This window comes from Azospirillum sp. P4_B5, assembly GCF_056402275.1.
Genome location: NZ_JBFUHT010000021.1, coordinates 25,575 through 42,642, shown reverse-complemented (window position 1 = coordinate 42,642; position 17,068 = coordinate 25,575). Strand labels below are relative to the sequence as shown.

The 17,068-nt window shown below is 69.9% G+C and carries 17 protein-coding genes and 1 tRNA gene; 4 read left to right on the top strand and 14 right to left on the bottom strand.

Annotated features, from left to right (window positions below; genetic code table 11):
* Nucleotides 1-411: 411 nt before the first annotated feature.
* Nucleotides 412-487: transfer RNA gene (locus AC1DVI_RS17565), tRNA-Phe, on the bottom strand.
* A 335-nt stretch (nt 488-822) separates the two neighbouring features.
* Here AC1DVI_RS17565 and adhE point away from each other — a divergent pair.
* Nucleotides 823-3,483, top strand: a complete 2,661-nt coding sequence (gene adhE, locus AC1DVI_RS17560; RefSeq protein ID WP_476959050.1) for a bifunctional acetaldehyde-CoA/alcohol dehydrogenase — start codon at nt 823-825, stop codon at nt 3,481-3,483.
* A 293-nt stretch (nt 3,484-3,776) separates the two neighbouring features.
* Nucleotides 3,777-5,438, top strand: a complete 1,662-nt coding sequence (locus AC1DVI_RS17555; RefSeq protein WP_476959049.1) for a helix-turn-helix domain-containing protein — start codon at nt 3,777-3,779, stop codon at nt 5,436-5,438.
* Nucleotides 5,439-5,743: 305 nt separating this feature from the next.
* On the opposite strand, the gene AC1DVI_RS17550 is transcribed toward AC1DVI_RS17555, so the two are convergent.
* The 10 genes from AC1DVI_RS17550 to AC1DVI_RS17505 form a co-directional block, all read right to left on the bottom strand.
* Nucleotides 5,744-6,271, bottom strand: coding sequence for a hypothetical protein (locus AC1DVI_RS17550; RefSeq protein WP_476959048.1), 528 nt, complete (start codon nt 6,269-6,271; stop codon nt 5,744-5,746).
* A 146-nt stretch (nt 6,272-6,417) separates the two neighbouring features.
* Entirely contained in the window at nt 6,418-7,485 is a 1,068-nt protein-coding gene (locus AC1DVI_RS17545) for a hypothetical protein (RefSeq protein WP_476959047.1), read from the bottom strand.
* A 22-nt stretch (nt 7,486-7,507) separates the two neighbouring features.
* The gene (locus tag AC1DVI_RS17540) at nt 7,508-7,858 is read right to left on the bottom strand and encodes a hypothetical protein (protein ID WP_035680645.1); all 351 of its coding nucleotides are present in this window, start codon (nt 7,856-7,858) and stop codon (nt 7,508-7,510) included.
* A gap of 61 nt (nt 7,859-7,919) precedes the next feature.
* Nucleotides 7,920-8,414 (bottom strand): RebB family R body protein, encoded by a 495-nt coding sequence (locus AC1DVI_RS17535; RefSeq protein WP_476959046.1) that lies wholly within the window; start codon nt 8,412-8,414, stop codon nt 7,920-7,922.
* Complete coding sequence (locus tag AC1DVI_RS17530; protein WP_040138293.1) at nt 8,411-8,644, bottom strand: RebB family R body protein; 234 nt, start codon at nt 8,642-8,644, stop codon at nt 8,411-8,413. The genes AC1DVI_RS17535 and AC1DVI_RS17530 overlap by 4 nt, the downstream gene beginning before the upstream one ends.
* A 124-nt stretch (nt 8,645-8,768) precedes the next feature.
* Nucleotides 8,769-9,041 (bottom strand): RebB family R body protein, encoded by a 273-nt coding sequence (locus AC1DVI_RS17525; protein WP_014200162.1) that lies wholly within the window; start codon nt 9,039-9,041, stop codon nt 8,769-8,771.
* 96 nt (nt 9,042-9,137) lie between these two features.
* On the bottom strand, nt 9,138-9,404 hold the full coding sequence (locus AC1DVI_RS17520; RefSeq protein ID WP_014200161.1) for a RebB family R body protein: 267 nt from the start codon (nt 9,402-9,404) through the stop codon (nt 9,138-9,140).
* A 91-nt stretch (nt 9,405-9,495) separates the two neighbouring features.
* The gene (locus tag AC1DVI_RS17515) at nt 9,496-9,765 is read right to left on the bottom strand and encodes a RebB family R body protein (protein ID WP_014200160.1); all 270 of its coding nucleotides are present in this window, start codon (nt 9,763-9,765) and stop codon (nt 9,496-9,498) included.
* A 100-nt stretch (nt 9,766-9,865) separates the two neighbouring features.
* Nucleotides 9,866-10,156 (bottom strand): RebB family R body protein, encoded by a 291-nt coding sequence (locus AC1DVI_RS17510; RefSeq protein ID WP_145626299.1) that lies wholly within the window; start codon nt 10,154-10,156, stop codon nt 9,866-9,868.
* Between the two features lie 408 nt (nt 10,157-10,564).
* Nucleotides 10,565-10,756 carry a hypothetical protein gene (locus tag AC1DVI_RS17505; protein WP_162473423.1) on the bottom strand — a complete coding sequence of 64 codons (192 nt, stop codon included), beginning with the start codon at nt 10,754-10,756 and terminating at the stop codon, nt 10,565-10,567.
* On the opposite strand from AC1DVI_RS17505, the gene AC1DVI_RS17500 reads away from it, so the two are divergent.
* The gene (locus AC1DVI_RS17500) at nt 10,755-11,294 is read left to right on the top strand and encodes a YitT family protein (RefSeq protein WP_246654170.1); all 540 of its coding nucleotides are present in this window, start codon (nt 10,755-10,757) and stop codon (nt 11,292-11,294) included. The two genes, AC1DVI_RS17505 and AC1DVI_RS17500, sit on opposite strands and share 2 nt — an antisense overlap.
* A 202-nt stretch (nt 11,295-11,496) precedes the next feature.
* Nucleotides 11,497-12,717: an arabinose transporter gene (locus AC1DVI_RS17495; RefSeq protein ID WP_476959045.1), complete on the top strand. Its 1,221-nt coding sequence runs from the start codon at nt 11,497-11,499 to the stop codon at nt 12,715-12,717.
* A 1-nt stretch (nt 12,718) separates the two neighbouring features.
* Here the strand turns inward: AC1DVI_RS17495 and AC1DVI_RS17490 are convergent, their stop codons facing one another.
* The 3 genes from AC1DVI_RS17490 to AC1DVI_RS17480 form a co-directional block, all read right to left on the bottom strand.
* Nucleotides 12,719-13,669 (bottom strand): flagellar motor protein MotB, encoded by a 951-nt coding sequence (locus AC1DVI_RS17490; RefSeq protein WP_476959044.1) that lies wholly within the window; start codon nt 13,667-13,669, stop codon nt 12,719-12,721.
* Nucleotides 13,670-13,678: 9 nt separating this feature from the next.
* Nucleotides 13,679-14,566: a flagellar motor stator protein MotA gene (gene motA, locus AC1DVI_RS17485; protein WP_476959043.1), complete on the bottom strand. Its 888-nt coding sequence runs from the start codon at nt 14,564-14,566 to the stop codon at nt 13,679-13,681.
* A 70-nt stretch (nt 14,567-14,636) separates the two neighbouring features.
* Nucleotides 14,637-17,045 carry a hypothetical protein gene (locus tag AC1DVI_RS17480; RefSeq protein WP_476959042.1) on the bottom strand — a complete coding sequence of 803 codons (2,409 nt, stop codon included), beginning with the start codon at nt 17,043-17,045 and terminating at the stop codon, nt 14,637-14,639.
* Nucleotides 17,046-17,068: the final 23 nt, after the last annotated feature.

Sequence of the window (17,068 nt, the reverse complement as noted above, 5' to 3'; positions counted from 1 at the left end):
CCTTCAAACAGTGACGCCTGAATCGCGTTTTTGTGAATGGAGTCCCGCTTGTTTCTTCGCAGCGGGTCATTCAGACAGCGCGGACAATCGATCGATTTTTGGCAAGATGGGATCGATGGGCTTGGGCCACGCCAAAGGCTTGGCGTCCTTGTTGCGGGCGCGAATGAGTCGGGCAATGGTGTCCTGTGCATCGGCAACGGATTGCAGGATGCCGCGTGGGATGCGCCGCCCGCAGGGGCTCACACTGTCGCCTCGACTGTGCTGGCACAGCGAAAATCGACATCATAGAAAATAGAGATTTCAATGGCTTGGCAGGCGAGGAATAATTTCCTTCGCGGCTGTACCAGATCCAGACCGGACGGGTTGGCTTTGCCTGATCCGCCACCAATGGCTTAATCGGCAAAAGAAAAATGGTGCCCAGGGACGGAGTCGAACCGCCGACACGGGGATTTTCAGTCCCCTGCTCTACCAACTGAGCTACCTGGGCGCCGCAGCGTGCGGGGGCGTCTTATAGGAAGAACCGGCGCGCTTGTCCAGCGCAATTCGTTACCTGTTCGAAAGAGATTTCTCGAAGGCGACCAAGCCGGTCAGGACGGACGCTACCCCGTAAGTGGTCTTACCAATTTGACCTGTGTCATGTCGCTCCACCCGCGATGGGGGGATAGTTCTCTCGCCGCGCGGACCAGGGAAAAGCGCCGCCCGGCCATGATCGATTTTCCGTGCGTGCCCTGGATGCTGTTCAGAGGGGCCTCGAGCCCGCATCCGGTATCCATGACCGGCCCGAAGGGACCGGCGGCGCGCCAACCGCAGAGGCGACACGATATGCCCGTCACCACGCTCGCAGACCTCAACGACCTCGTCCTTCGGGTTCGGGAGGCGCAGCGGATCTACGCCGGCTTTCCGCAGGACACCGTGGACCGCATCTTCCGCAGCGCCGCCCTGGCCGCGGCCAACGCGCGCATCCCGCTGGCGAAGCTGGCGGTTGCCGAGACGCGCATGGGCGTGATGGAGGACAAGGTCGTCAAGAACCACTTCGCCTCCGAATACATCTACAACAAGTACAAGGACGAGAAGACCTGCGGCATCCTGGAGGAGGACCCGGAATACGGCATCATGACGATCGCCGAGCCGGTGGGTCTGATCTGCGCCATCGTGCCGACGACCAACCCGACCTCGACCGCCATCTTCAAGGCGCTGATCAGCCTGAAAACGCGCAACGGCATCGTCTTCTCGCCGCACCCCCGCGCCCGCAAGGCGACCTGCGAGGCCGCGCGGATCGTGCTCCAGGCCGCGGTGGAGGCCGGCGCGCCACCGGACATCATCGGCTGGATCGACGAGCCCTCGGTGGAGCTGTCGAACGCGGTGATGCACCACCCCGACATCAACCTGATCCTGGCGACCGGCGGGCCGGGCATGGTCAAGGCGGCCTATTCCTCGGGCAAGCCGGCCATCGGCGTAGGCGCCGGCAACACCCCGGCGGTGATCGACGAGTTCGCCGACATCAAGCGGGCCGTCGCCTCCATCCTGATGTCCAAGACCTTCGACAACGGCGTGGTCTGCGCGTCGGAACAGTCGGCCATCGTCGTGGACTCCGCCTATGACGCGGTGCGCGACCGCTTCGCCCACCATGGCGGCCACATCCTGTCGGGGACGGACGCCGACGCGGTGCGCAAGGTGCTGCTGAAGAACGGCGCGCTGAACGCCGACATCGTCGGCCAGTCGGCCGGCGCCATCGCCGCCATGGCCGGGGTGAGCGTTCCCGCCCACACCAAGGTGCTGATCGCCGAGGTCGAGGCGGTGACCGAGGACGAGCCCTTCGCCCACGAGAAGCTGTCGCCGACCCTGGCGCTCTACCGCGCCCGCGACTTCATGGACGCCTGCGACAAGGCGGCGGCGCTGGTCGCACTGGGCGGCATCGGCCACACCTCCGCCCTCTACACCGACCAGGACCAGCAGCCGGAGCGCATCCGCCATTTCGGACAGGCAATGAAGACGGCGCGCATCCTGATCAACACGCCCTCGTCGCAGGGCGGCATCGGCGACCTCTACAATTTCCGGCTGGCGCCGTCGCTGACGCTCGGCTGCGGTTCCTGGGGCGGCAACTCGATCTCCGAGAATGTCGGGCCGCAGCACCTCATCAACCGCAAGACCGTGGCGAAGCGGGCCGAGAACATGCTGTGGCACAAGCTGCCGAAATCCATCTACTTCCGCCGCGGCTGCCTGCCCTTCGCCCTGGAGGAGCTGCGCGGAAAGAAGCGCTGCCTGATCGTCACCGACCGCTTCCTGTTCGAGAACGGCCACGTCGACGAGACCGTGCGCATCCTCAAGGGGCTGGGCCTCGCGGTGGAGACCTTCTTCGAGGTCGCCGCCGATCCCACCCTGGCGGTGGTGCGGCGCGGGCTGGCGCTCGCCAACGCCTTCCAGCCGGACGTCATCCTGGCGCTGGGCGGCGGCTCGCCGATGGACGCGGCCAAGATCATGTGGGTGATGTACGAGGCGCCGGACGTCGCCTTCGAGGATCTGGCCCTGCGCTTCATGGACATCCGCAAGCGCATCTACACCTTCCCGAAGCTGGGCGTGAAGGCGCAGTTCGTCGCCGTCCCAACCACGTCGGGCACCGGGTCGGAGGTGACGCCCTTCGCCGTGGTGACCGACGAGCGCACCGGCATCAAGTACCCGATCGCGGATTATGAACTGACGCCGAACATGGCGATCATCGACGCCAATCTGGTGATGGACATGCCGAAGGGCCTGACCGCCGCCGGGGGCATCGACGCGGTGACCCACGCGCTGGAGGCCTACGTCTCGGTCCTGGCAAACGAATACACCGACGGGCAGGCGCTCCAGGCGCTGAAGCTTCTGAAGGAGCATCTGCCCTCCGCCTACGCCAACGGCGCCAAGGACCCCAAGGCGCGGGAGCAGGTGCACAGCGCCGCCACGCTGGCCGGCATCGCCTTCGCCAACGCCTTCCTCGGCGTCTGCCATTCGATGGCGCACAAGCTGGGGGCGGAGTTCCACCTGCCGCACGGCGTCGCCAACGCGCTGCTGATCGCCAACGTCATCCGCTACAACGCCGCCGACATCCCGACCAAGCAGACCGCCTTCAGCCAGTATGACCGGCCCAAGGGCGTCGCCCGCTACGCCGAGATCGCCCGGCACCTCGGCCTCGGCGGCAGCCGCGACCATGAGCGGGTGGAGACGCTGGTGGCCTGGGTGGAGGAGCTGAAGCGGACGCTGGACATCCCGGCCTCGATCCAGGCCGCCGGGGTGCCGGAGGCGGAGTTCCTGGCCCGGCTGGACGCCATCGCCGAGGCCGCCTTCGACGACCAGTGCACCGGCGCCAACCCGCGCTTCCCGCTGGTCGCGGAGATCCGGCAACTCCTGCTCGACAGCTATTACGGCCGCGCCTACGCCGAGGGAGCGGAGCGTGAGCCGGACGCAAAGGCCGAGCGCAAGCCGGTGGCGCTGGTCCGTTCGCGGTGATGTCTTCACGTTGATTTGGGCCTGACGGGCCGCCCGGCGCCGGGATACCGGACGCCGAGCGGCCCCTTCTTTTGTCCGGAAAAAAAGCTGGTCTGCCGAAGACTTCACGCCCTGACGCCATGAAGCGTCGATTGGTTGTGAACCCATTGTCTGAAACGGCGGCAGGTGATTCCGGTCATGATTCGATCCTATCAATCCGATTACCGCCATCGCGGCTCCGCGATGCATGCATTCGTCTTCAAAGTCCGGCGTCCGCGGAAGACACGGCACGGCTTTACCAAGGAGGCGGTGCGATGACTCTGTCGGTCTGTGGCGCGCTGGACGAGATCCTGCACCCGGCCTCGGCCGATTTCCGCAGCCTGCCGGACCTGATCGGCGGGCTGATGGGCCGGCTGGCCGACCGCGCGCCGTTGCGCGGCGGGGCGTTGTGGCTCCAAGACATGGGCACGCTGGTGCTCGCCCAGGACCGGGCGGGCGGGCGCCTCTGCTGGACGGCGGACGGCGACCCCAACGACGCCGCGGCCGATCCGGAGGCGGTGGTGGTGCCCATCACCTACGCCGACGCGCCGGTCGGCGAGATGCGGCTGGTCCTCGACCGCGCGCCGGACGGCGCCGCGCCCGAGGCGCCCATCCTGCAGGGCGTCGCCCGCCAGTGCGGCTATCTGGCCAAGCGCTACGAGGTGCGGCGCTGGGCGGAGCGGCGGTTCGGCCGGCCCCTGCTGATGGTCGGCATGAGCCGGGCGCTGCGCGAGCTGGACGCCTTCCTGGAGCAGGCCGCCCACAGCGCGCTGCCCGTCCTGCTGACCGGGGAGTTCGGAACCGAGAAGGCGCAGCTCGCCGCGGCGATCCACGGCTGCGGACCGCGGCGCGACGGCCCCTTCGTCCAGGTCAACGGGGCGGACCCGGCGGGGACGCCCGCCGACTGGTTCGCGCGGGCCGCCGGGGGCACCCTGTTCCTCAGCGGCGTGGACGAGATGACGCCGGCCCTGCAGAGGCAGATCGTCCAGCACATGCCCTCCCAGCTCGGCCAATGGCTCGACGCGCCGGGGGGCTGGACGCACTCCGCCAACGGGATGGCCAACGGGATGGCCAACGGGATGGCTAACGGGCCTGGGGGGCCGCGGGTCATCGCCTCGACCACCGCCGACCTGCGGCGGCTGGCGGAAGAGGGGCGCTTCTCCCGCCCGCTGCTGGCCGAGCTGGATTTCCTGTGCGCCACCGTGCCACCGCTGCGCGACCGTCCGGCGGACATTGAGCCGCTGGTCCTCGCTGCCCTGGAGCGCCACGGCGGGCGGGCCGACGAGACGCGGACCGACGAGTTGATCGCCCTGTGCAAGGCCCATAGCTGGCCGGAGAACCTGTTCGAGCTGGAGCGGGTGATCGCCCGGCTGGCGGTGATGACCGGGGGCCGGCCGATCCGCCATGGCGATGTGCGCCGCCACGCCCCCTGGATGGTGGGCGGCGCCATGCCGGCGGAACCGGAGTCCGGCATTCATCCGGCGGGCCATCCAAACGGCCATCCGGAGCCCGCGTCCGTTGTCCCGCCGGCTCCCTCGCCCGCGGACCATTGGGTGCGCTGCGCGCTGACCCGCGACCAGGACGCTTTGGCCCGGCTGCACGGCGGCCTGCGCAAGGCGCTGGTGTTCTTGGGCGAGCGCTTCGCCGATCCGATCACGCTGGACGCGTTGTCGCGGCAGGCGCATGTCAGCCCGTCCCACCTCAGCTACCTGTTCCGGACGGAGCTTCAGACCTCCTTCAAGGGTCTGCTCGGCCGCATTCGCATCCACAAGGCGCGGGAACTTCTGGCCGCCGACCGACGGTTGCCCATCACCGAGGTGGCGATGAGCGTCGGGTACGGCGACCTCAGCCATTTCGAGAAGAGCTTCCGCCGCCTCGTCGGGGAAAGCCCGCGCGAATATCGGCGCAACCTGAGCGGAGCCGCCGTGCGCGGGTGAACCGATCACCACCGGCAGGGGGCGGCCGTCGCGCCCCCTGCCGGTAAAACGTCCGCAACCTACGGGAATGCTCATCGTCATGCGCCCGCACCACGCTTTCACGAACCGACCGGGTGGTGTCGGACAGGGCGGCGATGGGCAAGGGAGGCCTCACGCTCCATCCGCAGCCAGCCGGTCCGGGACGTCATGCGGGACGTCTTTCGGCCCAGTTGAAGACATGTTCGGAAATGGGCGGAAACGCGCCCGTGCCCCGAAGGAGCCGCGCGGCGTCGCGGTCCCTCCGGGGCGGCGGATCGTCCGGGGCTTTACAGGGCCGGGTCGCTCTTGCTGTTCATCGCCCGCGCGATCTGGGCGCTGGCCGCGGCCATGGCCTGTTGCGCGGCCTCGTTGGCCGCGGTGACGGCCTTCTGCTGCTGCTCGCTGGCCTGCTGCATCGCCTGACCGCCGGCGCCGGTTCCGCTGGCCGCCTGGAGCGCCTGCGTCATCGCCTCGTTCGCCTGGGACATCGCGTCCTGTTCGTCGGAGTGGCCGCCGGGGTGGGCGGTCAGGCCGGGGATCGCCTCCACCGCGTGGCCGGCAAGCTGGATGGCCTGCTCGACCGCGGCCAGCGCCTGCTCGGCGGCGGCGTTCACGCTCTTCACCGCATGGTTGAGCAGCGCGCTGGCGATTTCGGCGGGCGTCCTGGTGCCCGCCTCGAACGGTGCCGTATCGGGTGCCGTGACGGCCGGCGGCGCTGCATTCTCTGCGGGCATGGCCGGAGCTGACGTGTCCGGCGTCGCCGGAGTGGGCGCCGCGTCAGGGGGCGGGCTGCTGGGGGGCTGGGAAACGGCCATCCTTCGATCTCCTTCGTCCGGGTTGGTTTTGCGGTGCGCGTGCCGCCGGGGCCGTCGGCGTCTCCGTGGCTGGCGCGGATGGCGCAGAGGGCGGCGCAGAGGGCGGCGCAGAAGGGGCCGCCCCGGTCACCGTCTGTTGACGCGAGTCAGGCGGCGGCGTCGGCAGTGCTGGTGGGGGGATCGGGGCGAAAGCAGCGCAGCGAGATCACCCCCGCGGCCCCCATCTGGATTTCCGCCTGGTTGCCCTTGCCGATGACGGGGAAGAGACAGGACGCACCGTCCTGTCCCATGATGCCGCGCTGCGGTGGCGTCGCCGATAGCAAGGCCTGAGCCCCGGCCAGATAACCCGCCACCAGAACCCGCACCGCGTCGCCGGTCTCATCCCGGAAGCCCGTGTCGCGGACGATCTGCAAGGCCCCGTCCGACAGGCGGGCGAAGCCGATCGGCCGGCCGCGTTTCTGCCAGTCGGAGACGGCCCGCGCCACTTCCGCCGGGGCGGCCAGCGGGCCGACCTGCGGGCATTCCAGAAAGCCGAACAGCTGCGGCAGGATGGTGTCCAGCGCGCCGCCGGCCCGTTTCTTCCGGTCGTCCGGCGTCGCGGTCAGGGAGCCCAGCCGGTTCACGTAGATCAGATAGAACTGATAATAGTCCGCGAACTCCTGCACGGTGCGCGCCTGCTCCACCGCGAAGGCGGCCGCCTCCTTCTGAAGCTCGGGGTTCGCCGTTCCCTGGCTTTCCTTGCGGTAGAGCAGCTCCTGCACCGCCAGCTGTTCGTCGAAGCCCATGAACTGGAAGACCGGAGCCCCGGAGACTCCCAGCCCCGAGAGGAAGGAGGCGCCGGCGGCGAAGTCGTCCTGGGTCAGCAGGTTGTGGTCGGCGAGGATGCGCTTGACCTGAGCCGACACCGTGGCGCTGGCGTCGCCGGATTCGGCGTCGGCCAGCGTGCGCAGGCTGTCCACCCCCAGCGTCATCAGCTTCACCGGGCTGACCATCAGCTTCAGATTGGGCAGCAGGGCCAGCCGCGTCGCGTGAAGACCCTGCTGGACCTGCTCCACGAGCGTGCTCTCGTCCGGGAAACCGTAGCGCGGGCCGGCGTTGCTGATGGCCCAGTCGAGCCACTCCGACCCGCCATCGATGAAGGCGAGCGCAAGCCGCCCCAGGTCGGTGAGCCCGGCGCGGTTCTGGATCATCTTGTTGGCGACAGAGACGGTCATGGTGGGGACACCTGCGTAAGGGTCAGCTCGACGGGAAGCTATTCAGGACCGTGGAGGCCGCGGTACCGATGCTGGTGAAGTCGTTGGCGGCGCTCGTCATCATTCCCTGCGCCTGGGTCAGGGCGGTGACGTATTTCGGATCGCCCGTCGCCAGGAGCTGCGCCATCGCGACGCCGATCGCCGTGGTGGCGATGGTCGAGACGTTGCGCAGCGTGTCCGTCGCATCCTGCACGGCCATGGCCGTGGACTGGGCGACCGCCTGATAGGCTTTCCCAGCGCCGCTGGTGGTGACGACCTGCGGGCTCATGGTCGCCGTCTGCGTCTGGTTTATGACGTCAATGATCTGCGCATTGACCTTCGTGGGCTCCGACATGAAGGCTCCTTGCTCGTTGTGGCCTGGACGGCCGGCCGCTGGGAAATGGGCGCGGGGTCAATCACGACCCGCCGCTGACGGTGCTGTTTCCGGTGCCGCCGGCGACGGTGCCGTTTCCGGTTCCACCGGCGACGGTGCCGTTCCCGGTTCCGCCGGCAACGGTGCTGTTTCCAGCGCCGCTGGTGACGGTGCTGTTCCCGGCGCCGCCGGTGACCGTGGAGGGCAGGGTGGTGAGCGAGGTCGTCAGCAACGGCGTCAGCGGCTGCAGCGGCGACGCGTTGCCCCCCGGGGTGGAGGCGCCCGAGGGTGGCGGCGGGGGCGTGATGGGGAAGGGCACGGACAGCATCTTGGCGCAGGCGGCGGTGACCGCGGCGGAATTGACCATGCCGGCGTTCTGCTGGCGGTGTACGGCGTTGTGCATCGCCATGCCGAGCGTCTCGACCATCACGGCGTCGAGCATGGCGAACGACTGCGCGGGGGACTGTCCCGTCAGAAGCGTGACGATGTCCGACGTCGCGTCGATCACCTGGGTGTTCACGGTGCCTTCGTCGCTCATGATTTTGCGGTTCCCTTGGTGATGATCAGCGTGAGGACCTGGGCGAGCGCGGCTTCGGTGATGACCTGGGCGCGCTGCTGGTTGGCGACGGCGTTCTGCATGGCCAGGCCGAGGCTGTCGGCCATGGCGACGTAGGTCATGTCCATCGCCAGGGATGGGGTCAGGCCAAGCGGTATCGCCGTGTTCGCCGCGACCGATCCGGCAAGGCTGGCGGAGCTTCCATCCGGCATTTACACACTCCTGCCTTCAGGCTCCCGTCACAGCTTCTGCGGACACGGGCTTATGCGCGACCGGGCGCTTCAACCTGTGGCGGAGGCCGCCCCCGGTGTCCCGAGGGCGGCCCGCCGGCTCTCCTTAGGAGAGGCCCAGGATCTGGGTGGTGACGACGCCGGTCGAGGCCGTGTCGACGGAGTACAGGGTCGACAGGCCCTGCGTGGTCGCCGCCTGCATCACCACGTAGGACTGCTGCTGGTTGTTCGTGGCGTTGTGGGCCGCGTTCGACAGCGCCTGGCTGGTGGCGACGAACAGGTTGCCCATCGCGACGGCCGGGGCGTCGCCCAGGACCTTGGTGTTGACCTGGGAGACCGAGTCCGTGATCTGGTTGTTCAGGGCGGTCGGGAAAGCCATCGTGTTTGCTCCTTACATCGGATGTTGCGTTGGTTCGAGGCCAAAGCGCCGGCGGCGGTACGGCGGACGGCGGCGGGTGCCGCGTCCGCCGACCGGTCAGCCGAGGAGCTTCGACGTGGCGGCGCCAGTGGTCGCGGTGTCGATGGAGTAGAGCATCGCGACGCCCGTCGTCGTGGCGGCCTGCGCCGTGACGTACATCTGCTGCTGCGCCAGGGTGGCGTTGTGGGCCGCGTTGGCCAGCGCCTGGGCGGTGGCCTGGTACAGGTTGCCCATGGCGATCGCCGGCGAGCTGCCAACGACCTGGACGTTGCTCTGGGCTACGGAATCGGTGATCTGGCTGTTGACTGCCGTCGGGAAAGCCATCTGACGTTATTCCTTGGCGAATGGTTCGGGATGGATGGCCGGCGGCCCGTTCCGGATGCCCGCGGGCGCCCGGTCCCGGCCGGTCGGCTCATCAGCTCCCCAGGATCGACTTGGTGGCCACGCCGGTGGAGGCGGTGTCGATCGAGTAGAGCGTGGCCACGCCCATCGTGGTGGCGGCCTGCATGGTCACGTAGGACTGCTGCTGGTTGTTGGTGGCGTTGTGGGCCGCGTTGGCCAGCGCCTGGGCCGTGGCCTGGAACAGGTTGCCCATGGCGATCGCCGGAGCGTCGCCCAGGACCTTGGTGTTGGCCTGGGTGACGGAATCGGTGATCTGGTCGTTCACGGCGGTCGGGAAAGCCATTTGTTTGTCCTCTTCGGTTGTCTGCCGCCCGCCCGCCGCCCGTCATGGAAGGCGGGGTGGCGCAGGTGGTTTGAAACGTCGACGGCGACTTGGGTCCGGCTTACGAGCCGAGGCCCTTGACGCCGGTGCTGAGGATGCTCTTCGTCGCCACGCCGGTGGTGGCGGTGTCGATCGAGTAGAGCGTGGCCACGCCCTGGGTGGTGGCGGCCTGCGCGGTCACGTAGGACTGCTGCTGGGCGTTGGTGGCGTTGTGGGCCGCGTTGGCCAGCGCCTGGGCCGTGGCCTGGAACAGATTGCCCATGGCGATCGCCGGAGCGTCGCCCAGGACCTTGGTGTTGGCCTGGGTGACGGAATCGGTGATCTGGTCGTTCACGGCGGTCGGAAATGCCATTGTCTTTCCTCACTGGTGGGGCCGGTTTCAAAGGCGGCCGCTGGTGGCGTCGAACATTCGCGCAGCCCCATGCGACCATGGGATGCGTGAACAGCGGACGGTGCGACTGTAGCGATGATGAATGCCGTCCGATTGGTCTATTCGGCGAAAGAATCCGCTGCATCGCGCGAATTTTGTGCGTCTGGGTTGCGCTTCGGCGATCGATGCGGGGAAAGCGCGTGGTGTCGGCACGACCGATTCTTGCGCAGCGGGCGCAACGATGGCCGCAAGGCCACGCAATTCCGCGTCCCTCCACCCGCGCGCCCCGAGCGGGAAACCGGCGCCATCCGGAGGAATCGACGGCGAGGGGAGGGGCGACGGGAACGCGGAGCGGCGTCGCTCCACGGATTGCGGGGGCAGCGAACGAGCTTACGCCGCTCTATTCTTGGTCTGGTCTTTGATGATACTGTCGATATGGAATGAAGTCTGGAAGGTGCCGAGCGTGCTCAAGAAAAGTGCTGTATCCGTGGCCCCAAACACTGCCGTTGCAACAAATGAAACCAAACGGGCGGCGCACAGCGCATTTGATAATGCGCAGGGGCAGCTGTTCGGCATCATCATGACCGCGTTCGGGATTTCCATACTGCATGCCGCCGGATTGATCACCGGGCAGGCGGCGGGGCTGTCCTTCGTCATCGCCTACGCCACGGGGCTGGATTTCGGCCCGGTGTTCTTCGTGGTGAACCTGCCCTTCTACGCGCTGGCTCTGGCGCGCATCGGCTGGCGCTTCACCGCGAAGTCGCTTCTGGCGGTCACGAGCATCTCGGTGCTGACCACGCTGGCGCCGCAGGCGATCCGCTACGACGCGCTGCACCCCTATGTGGCGGCGGTCCTGGCGGGCTTCTGCATCGGCATCGGGGTCATCGGCCTGTTCCGCCACGGCTCCAGCGGCGGCGGGGTGGGCATTCTCGCCTTCTACATCCAGGAGAAGACGGGCTTCCGCGCCGGCTGGCTCCAGGCCATGTTCGACGTGGTGATCTTCTCCATGGCGGTCTTCGTGATCGACGGAAAGGCCGTGCTGGCCTCGATGCTGGGGGCGGCGGTGCTGAACGCCTTCGTCGCCTTCAACCACCGGACGGACTGGTACGTGGCCCGCTGAGAACCTTCTTCTGGCACCATCCCGTCGCGGCCGACGCGGGCCGTTGCATTTCTCCGCAGGATTGGTACCCTGTCCCGCATCGCCAGCCACGCTGGCCGTAAGCGTTCAACGTCAACCAACGCACTCAACGATCCTCGCCGATCGGAGTGCGTTCGCGTGTTCGGACGGACGGCCATCGGCGGGGACCAGTGTGGAGCACACCATGGGTCCCCAAACACGGCCGGATCAAAGGCCAGTCTCGGCGCGTGACGCGGCGCAAGGCCGCCTGATCGTCCTCACCGCCGTCCTCTTCGTCTCCTACCTCTGTGTCGCCCTGTCCCTTCCCGTCGTGCCGCTGTTCGTCGCGGGGGATCTCGGGATGGGCAATGTCTGGGCCGGGCTGGGCGTGGGAAGCGCCTTCCTCGCCACCATCCTCAGCCGCGGCTTCGCCGGCACCGTCTCCGACCGCCAAGGCGCCAAGCGCGCGGTCGGGCGGGGGCTGGCCTTCTATGTGGCCGGCGGGCTGGTTTCGATGGCCGCCGGTCCCCTGTCGTTCTCGCCTTGGGCGGCCTTTTCCGTGCTGGTGGCGGGCCGCCTGCTCATCGGCGTTGGCGAAAGCCTCGCCGGGGTCGGGGTGGTCGCCTGGGGAGTCGGCATCGTCGGGCCGCAGCGGTCGGGCCGTGTGCTGGCGTTGATCGGGGCGGCGCTCTACGGCGCCTTCGCGGCGGGCGGGCCGCTGGGGCTGGCGCTGTTCGACCACGTCGGCTTCTCCGGCGTCATGGCGGTCAGCGCGCTGCTGCCCGCCGTCGGGCTTCTGGCGATCCGGCGCATGGAAGGGACCCCGGCCCATCCCGACGCCGAACGCCCGCCCTTCCGCCGCGTGCTGGGGCGGATCTGGCGGCAGGGCGCCGTCGTCAGCCTCCAGGGCATCGGCTTCGCCGCCATCGGCGCCTTCTTCTCGCTGCACTTCGTCCGCGAGGGCTGGCCCCACGCCGGGCTCGGCCTGACCGCCTTCGGGCTCGGCTTCGTGCTCGTCCGCTTCGCGCTGGGCCATTTACCCGACCGCTTCGGCGGGCTGCGCGTGGCGATGGGGTCGCTGGCGGTGGAGGCGGTCGGGCAGGCGCTGCTGTGGACCGCGGGCGACCCGGTCACGGCGCTGGCCGGCGCCTTCCTGACCGGGCTCGGCTGCTCGCTGGTCTTTCCCGCCATGGGCCGCGAGGTCGTCCATCTCGTCGAGCCGCAACTCCGCGGCACCGCGCTCGGCGCCTTCGCGGCGTTCCAGGACGTCGCCTACGGCCTGACCGGACCGTTGGCCGGGCTGCTCGCCGACCGGGTGGGCTACGGCGGCGTCTTCCTGCTGGGGAGCGTCGCCGCCGTGCTGGGTTTCCTGACCACCGTGCAACTGCTGCGCGCGCGGCCGGTGGCGAAGGCCAGCCCGACCTGAGCTATTCCCCCGCCGCGGCCTTCAGCAAGGTGATGCTGATCCGCCGGTTCTGCGGGGCCAGCGGGTTGGCGGCGTCGAGATGGTCGAGGTCGGCGCGGCCCTCCACCCGGACGATCCGCCGGGCCGGCACGCCGGCGGCGATCAACTCGCGGCGGGCGGCGTTGGCGCGATCGCTGGACAGTTCCCAATTGCCGTACTTCGCCCCGTCCGCATAGCCCAACGCGTCGGTGTGGCCGGTGATGCTGAGGCGGTTGGGCGACGATGCGACGGCGCCGGCAACCAGCCGCATCAGGCGCCGTCCCTGCTCGTTCATCTGGGCGGAGCCGACATTGTACATCGACACCTTCGCCTGATCGGTGAGCTGCACGCGCAGGCCGACGGACGTCTGCTCGATGACCACGCTCGCGGTGAGCGCCCCCAGCTCCGGCATCGTCTCCAGCGCCGTGCGCAGGTCGCGCTCGGCCTTCTCCAAACCCTGCTGTTCGCTCAGCGCCGCGGTCTGGCGGTCGAGCAGGGCCTCCAGCTCCGCCCGCGCGTCGCGGTCCGGCTGGTTCCGGCCGCCCGGCGGGTTCGGCATCGGGTCCTTGCGCCCGGCGGGCTCGCGGTCGCTCTCGCCCAGCGAGGCGACGACGGGCGGAGCGGCCACCGGCACGCTGTGCTCCCCCGGCGCGTTGGGGGTGGACAGCGATCCCGTCTTGTCCACCGCTCGCCCGGCGAGCATGCCGTCGGCGCCCGAGTTGGACTGGGACAGGGCCACCGGGTTGAAATAGTCGGCGATGCCCTTGCGCTGCTCCACCGTGGTGATGTTCATCAGCCACATGATCAGGAAGAAGGTCATCATCGCCGTCACGAAGTCGGCGTAGGCCAGCTTCCAGGCGCTGTTGTGCTCCTCCTCCTCCTCGCCGTAGCGGCGCTTGATGATGATCGTCGGCTCGATGCGCTTGCGGGGCATGGCGGGGCCTCAGGCGGTCTGGCTCGCCTCGCGGGCCTTCGCCTGCGAGGAGAGGGTGGTGGCGACCTCGACCTCGGCGAGGCTCGGCTGCGTGTCGGCGAACAGCACCTTGCGGGCGAATTCCGCGCAGACCTGCGGAGGGCTGCCGCGCAGATAGGCGCCCAGCCCCGCGCGCACGCAGATGAACAGCGTCAGCTCCGCCTCGCGGCGCTGGCGGGCGGCGGCGGCGATCGGACCGACCAGACCGTAGGACAGCAGCACGCCGAGGAAGGTGCCGGTCAGCGCCCCGCCGATCATGTGGCCCAGCACCTCCGGCGGCTCGCTGATCGCGCTCATGGCGTTGATGACGCCCAGCACGGCGGCGACGATGCCGAGCGCCGGCAGCGCGTCGGCCAGATTCTGCAATGCTTTCGGCACTTGGTTCAGCTCGCGCCCGATGGTCTCGATCTCCTCGTTCATCAGGGCCTCCAGGTCGTGCGGGTTGTCCTGGCCGAGCGCGATCAGGCGCATGTAGTCGCACAGGAAGGTGACGCAGCGCGGCTGGCGGAAGACCGAGGGGTATTGGGCGAAGATCGGGCTGTCCTCGGGCTTGTCGATGTCGCTCTCGATGTTAGAGACGCCCTTGGACTTCGCCTGCCGCAGCAGGACGTAGAGGAGGGAGATCAGGTCCAGATACTCGTCCTTGCTGGTGCGCCGCCCGCGCGCCACCGCGCCGATGGTCCGCATCGTGCCGCGCAGCACCGGCATGGAGTTGGCGATGACGTAGCCGCCGATGCCGGCGCCGACGATGATGATGATCTCCACGGGCTGCCACAGCACGCCCATCCGCCCGCCCATGGCGGCGAAGCCGCCGAGCACGCTCAGGAAGACCGCGACGATTCCGAACAGCAAACGCATGATGTGAGTCCTCCGGCTCGGCCGAAAAGGGGGATCGGGCTCAGGGAGCCGTCGTATGGGGCGGGAGCGTTCAGGGCGTCTTCCACCGGCGCACCATGCCGGCCAGCGCGTCGGCGGCGGCCAACTGGCCGCTGACCGTGGCGCTGGACAGCGGCTTGCCCGCCGGGTCGGGCGGGACGGCCAGGGCGTCGAGCAGACCGGCCCAGCGGGTTCCGGCCAACGCCTTGCCGTGGCGCTCCGCGGCGGCGGTCACCGCCGCGCCGTCGCCCGCCCGGAAGGCGGCCAGCGCGTGGAAGGCGATGTCGTCCGGCAGGGGCGCATCCTGCCCGCCCAGCAACTCGGCGTAGGCGGCGCGGGCCGCCGGCCATTCGCCGGCCCGGAACAGGCTGTCCGCCCGGATGCGCGCCGCCTCGGGGCCGGTCAGGCCGCGCAGCGCGTCGAAGGCGCGCATCGCCTCGCCTTCGGTGGCGAAGGCCTCGGCGCGCAGCAAGGCGCGGCGCTCGGCTGCGGCGGCGTCCGGCGCTGGGCCGGCGGTGTGGTCGAGCACGGCCAGAGCCTCCGCCCCGCGCCCGGCGTCCAGCAGCACGCGGGCCAGCTCCAGCCCGACCGCCGCGCGCGTGGCGCCGCGCGTGGCCTCGGCGACGGTGTGAAGCAGGCGCGCGGCCTCCAGCGTGAAGCCGCCGTGGGCCAGCAGCCGGGCGAGCCGGCGCTGCCGCGTTCCGGCATCATCGTCGGTCAGCGCCACCGTGCGGCCGTAGCGCACCTGGAGCGACAGCGCATCGAGCGCGCTGCCCGGGGTCGTCTCCAGATGGCCGATCACCGCGTCGAGAAGCCCGCGCCCGGTGGTCAGCGCCGCCTGACCGCGCGCCGTCGCGCCGAAGCGGCGGCCGAGCAGGCCGAAGATGTCCAGCGCCGCGTCGATCCGCCCGGCGCGGGTGTAGGCGGCACCGAGGGCGGCCAGCGCGTCCGTCTCGACGTCGCCGCCGCGCCAAGCGTAGCGCAGGCTTTCCAGCTCGGCGATGGCGCCGGCATCGTCCAGCGCCCCGCTGGCCAGCCGCAGCTCGATGGAGCGCACCTGGGCGCGGTGGCCGTAGAGGTTGGGCAGGGCGGCGGCCCGCTTGTAGTGGGTCAGCGCCTCCGCCGTCTCGTTGTGCAGCTCCGCCAGACGCCCGCGGAAGAGGTCGAGCCGCCCGTCGGCGGAGCCGATGCCGTCCAGCGTGATCATCTCCAGCACGATCAGGTTCAGCGCCGGGCCGTCCGCCGCCTCGCCCGCCGATTCAGCGAGCAGGGTGAGCAGGCGGCCGCGCAGGTCGGCGGGGTAGGACAGCAGCCGCTTCAGCGCAATGGGCAGGCTCGATTTGGCCGCGATCCAGCGGCTGGGGGCCAGGGTGGCGCTGCGCCAGACATGGTGGTCGGCGGCGGCGGGGGTGGGCTGGGCGCGGACGAACTGGCTGTCGTCGGGATCGGCGGTGCCGTCCAGCGCGCGGAAGGCGTCGCGCAGCAGGCGCAGCTCGTAGCGCTGGTCCGGCCCCGGCGTCAGGCTCTCCGCGGCGTCCAGCGCGGCGCGGCCCTCCTCCGGCAGGGCGCGGGCCAGCGTGAAGCGGGCCATGGCGAGCAGCGCGTCCACCCGCGCGCGGCCCTGGCTCTCGGCGATGCGCTGCTCCAGATGCTGCTTGCGCGCGGGGTAGTCGTCGCCGGCCCAGGCGTCCAGGTCGAAGGCGCGGATCGGCGGATCGGTCTGGACGGCAGGGGCGGGGGCAGGGGCCGGCGGAACGGCTGGCGGCGGCACGGCGGCCACCGTCTTTGCCGGCTCCGGCTTCGGCGGGGCAGGGGGCGGGACCTTGGCGACCGGTTGCGCCTGCACCACGGGCGGCGCCGGCACGACCGGCTGCGCCTGGGCGCTGGCGACTGGGTTCAGCCGCTCGGCGAGGCTGACGGGCGCCGCTTGGGCCGGCGATGGCGGGGTGGGCGCCGCTTCGGGGGCCGGCGGCGGTGCGATCACCGGAAACACCGACGCGCCGGGCGCCTCGGCGAGCCGTGTGGTGTCGGCCGGCGCCGGAACCGGGGTGCCGGGCTTGCGCGCCGGGCGCGGCGGGTCGGCCACGTCGATGAAGGTGATCCGCCGCTCCCGGCGCACGGTGACGCGAGCGCCGCAGGGCCAATCCATGGTCAGGCTGCGCCCTTCCTCCCCGGTCTGGAAGCCGGTCAGCCGCCGCGAATAGGTGCCGTTCAGCGCTTCCAGCGGCCAGGGGACCGCCTGCGAGAAGGCAACGCGCCCGCCGCAGCTTCCCACATCGACCGCCGGGGCGCCCTGCGCGTTGACCAGCGCCAGACGCGAGAAGTCGGCGTGGTCGCCCGTCTGCACATTGATGTGGGCGGGGATCGCTGCCGGTGCCTCCGCCGCGGCGGGGGGCGCGGTCAGGGCGGTGGTGACCGACAGCAGGGCCAGAGAGATGGACAGGGTCCGGCAGGGATGCATCGCGACTGCCCCAAATTTTATCT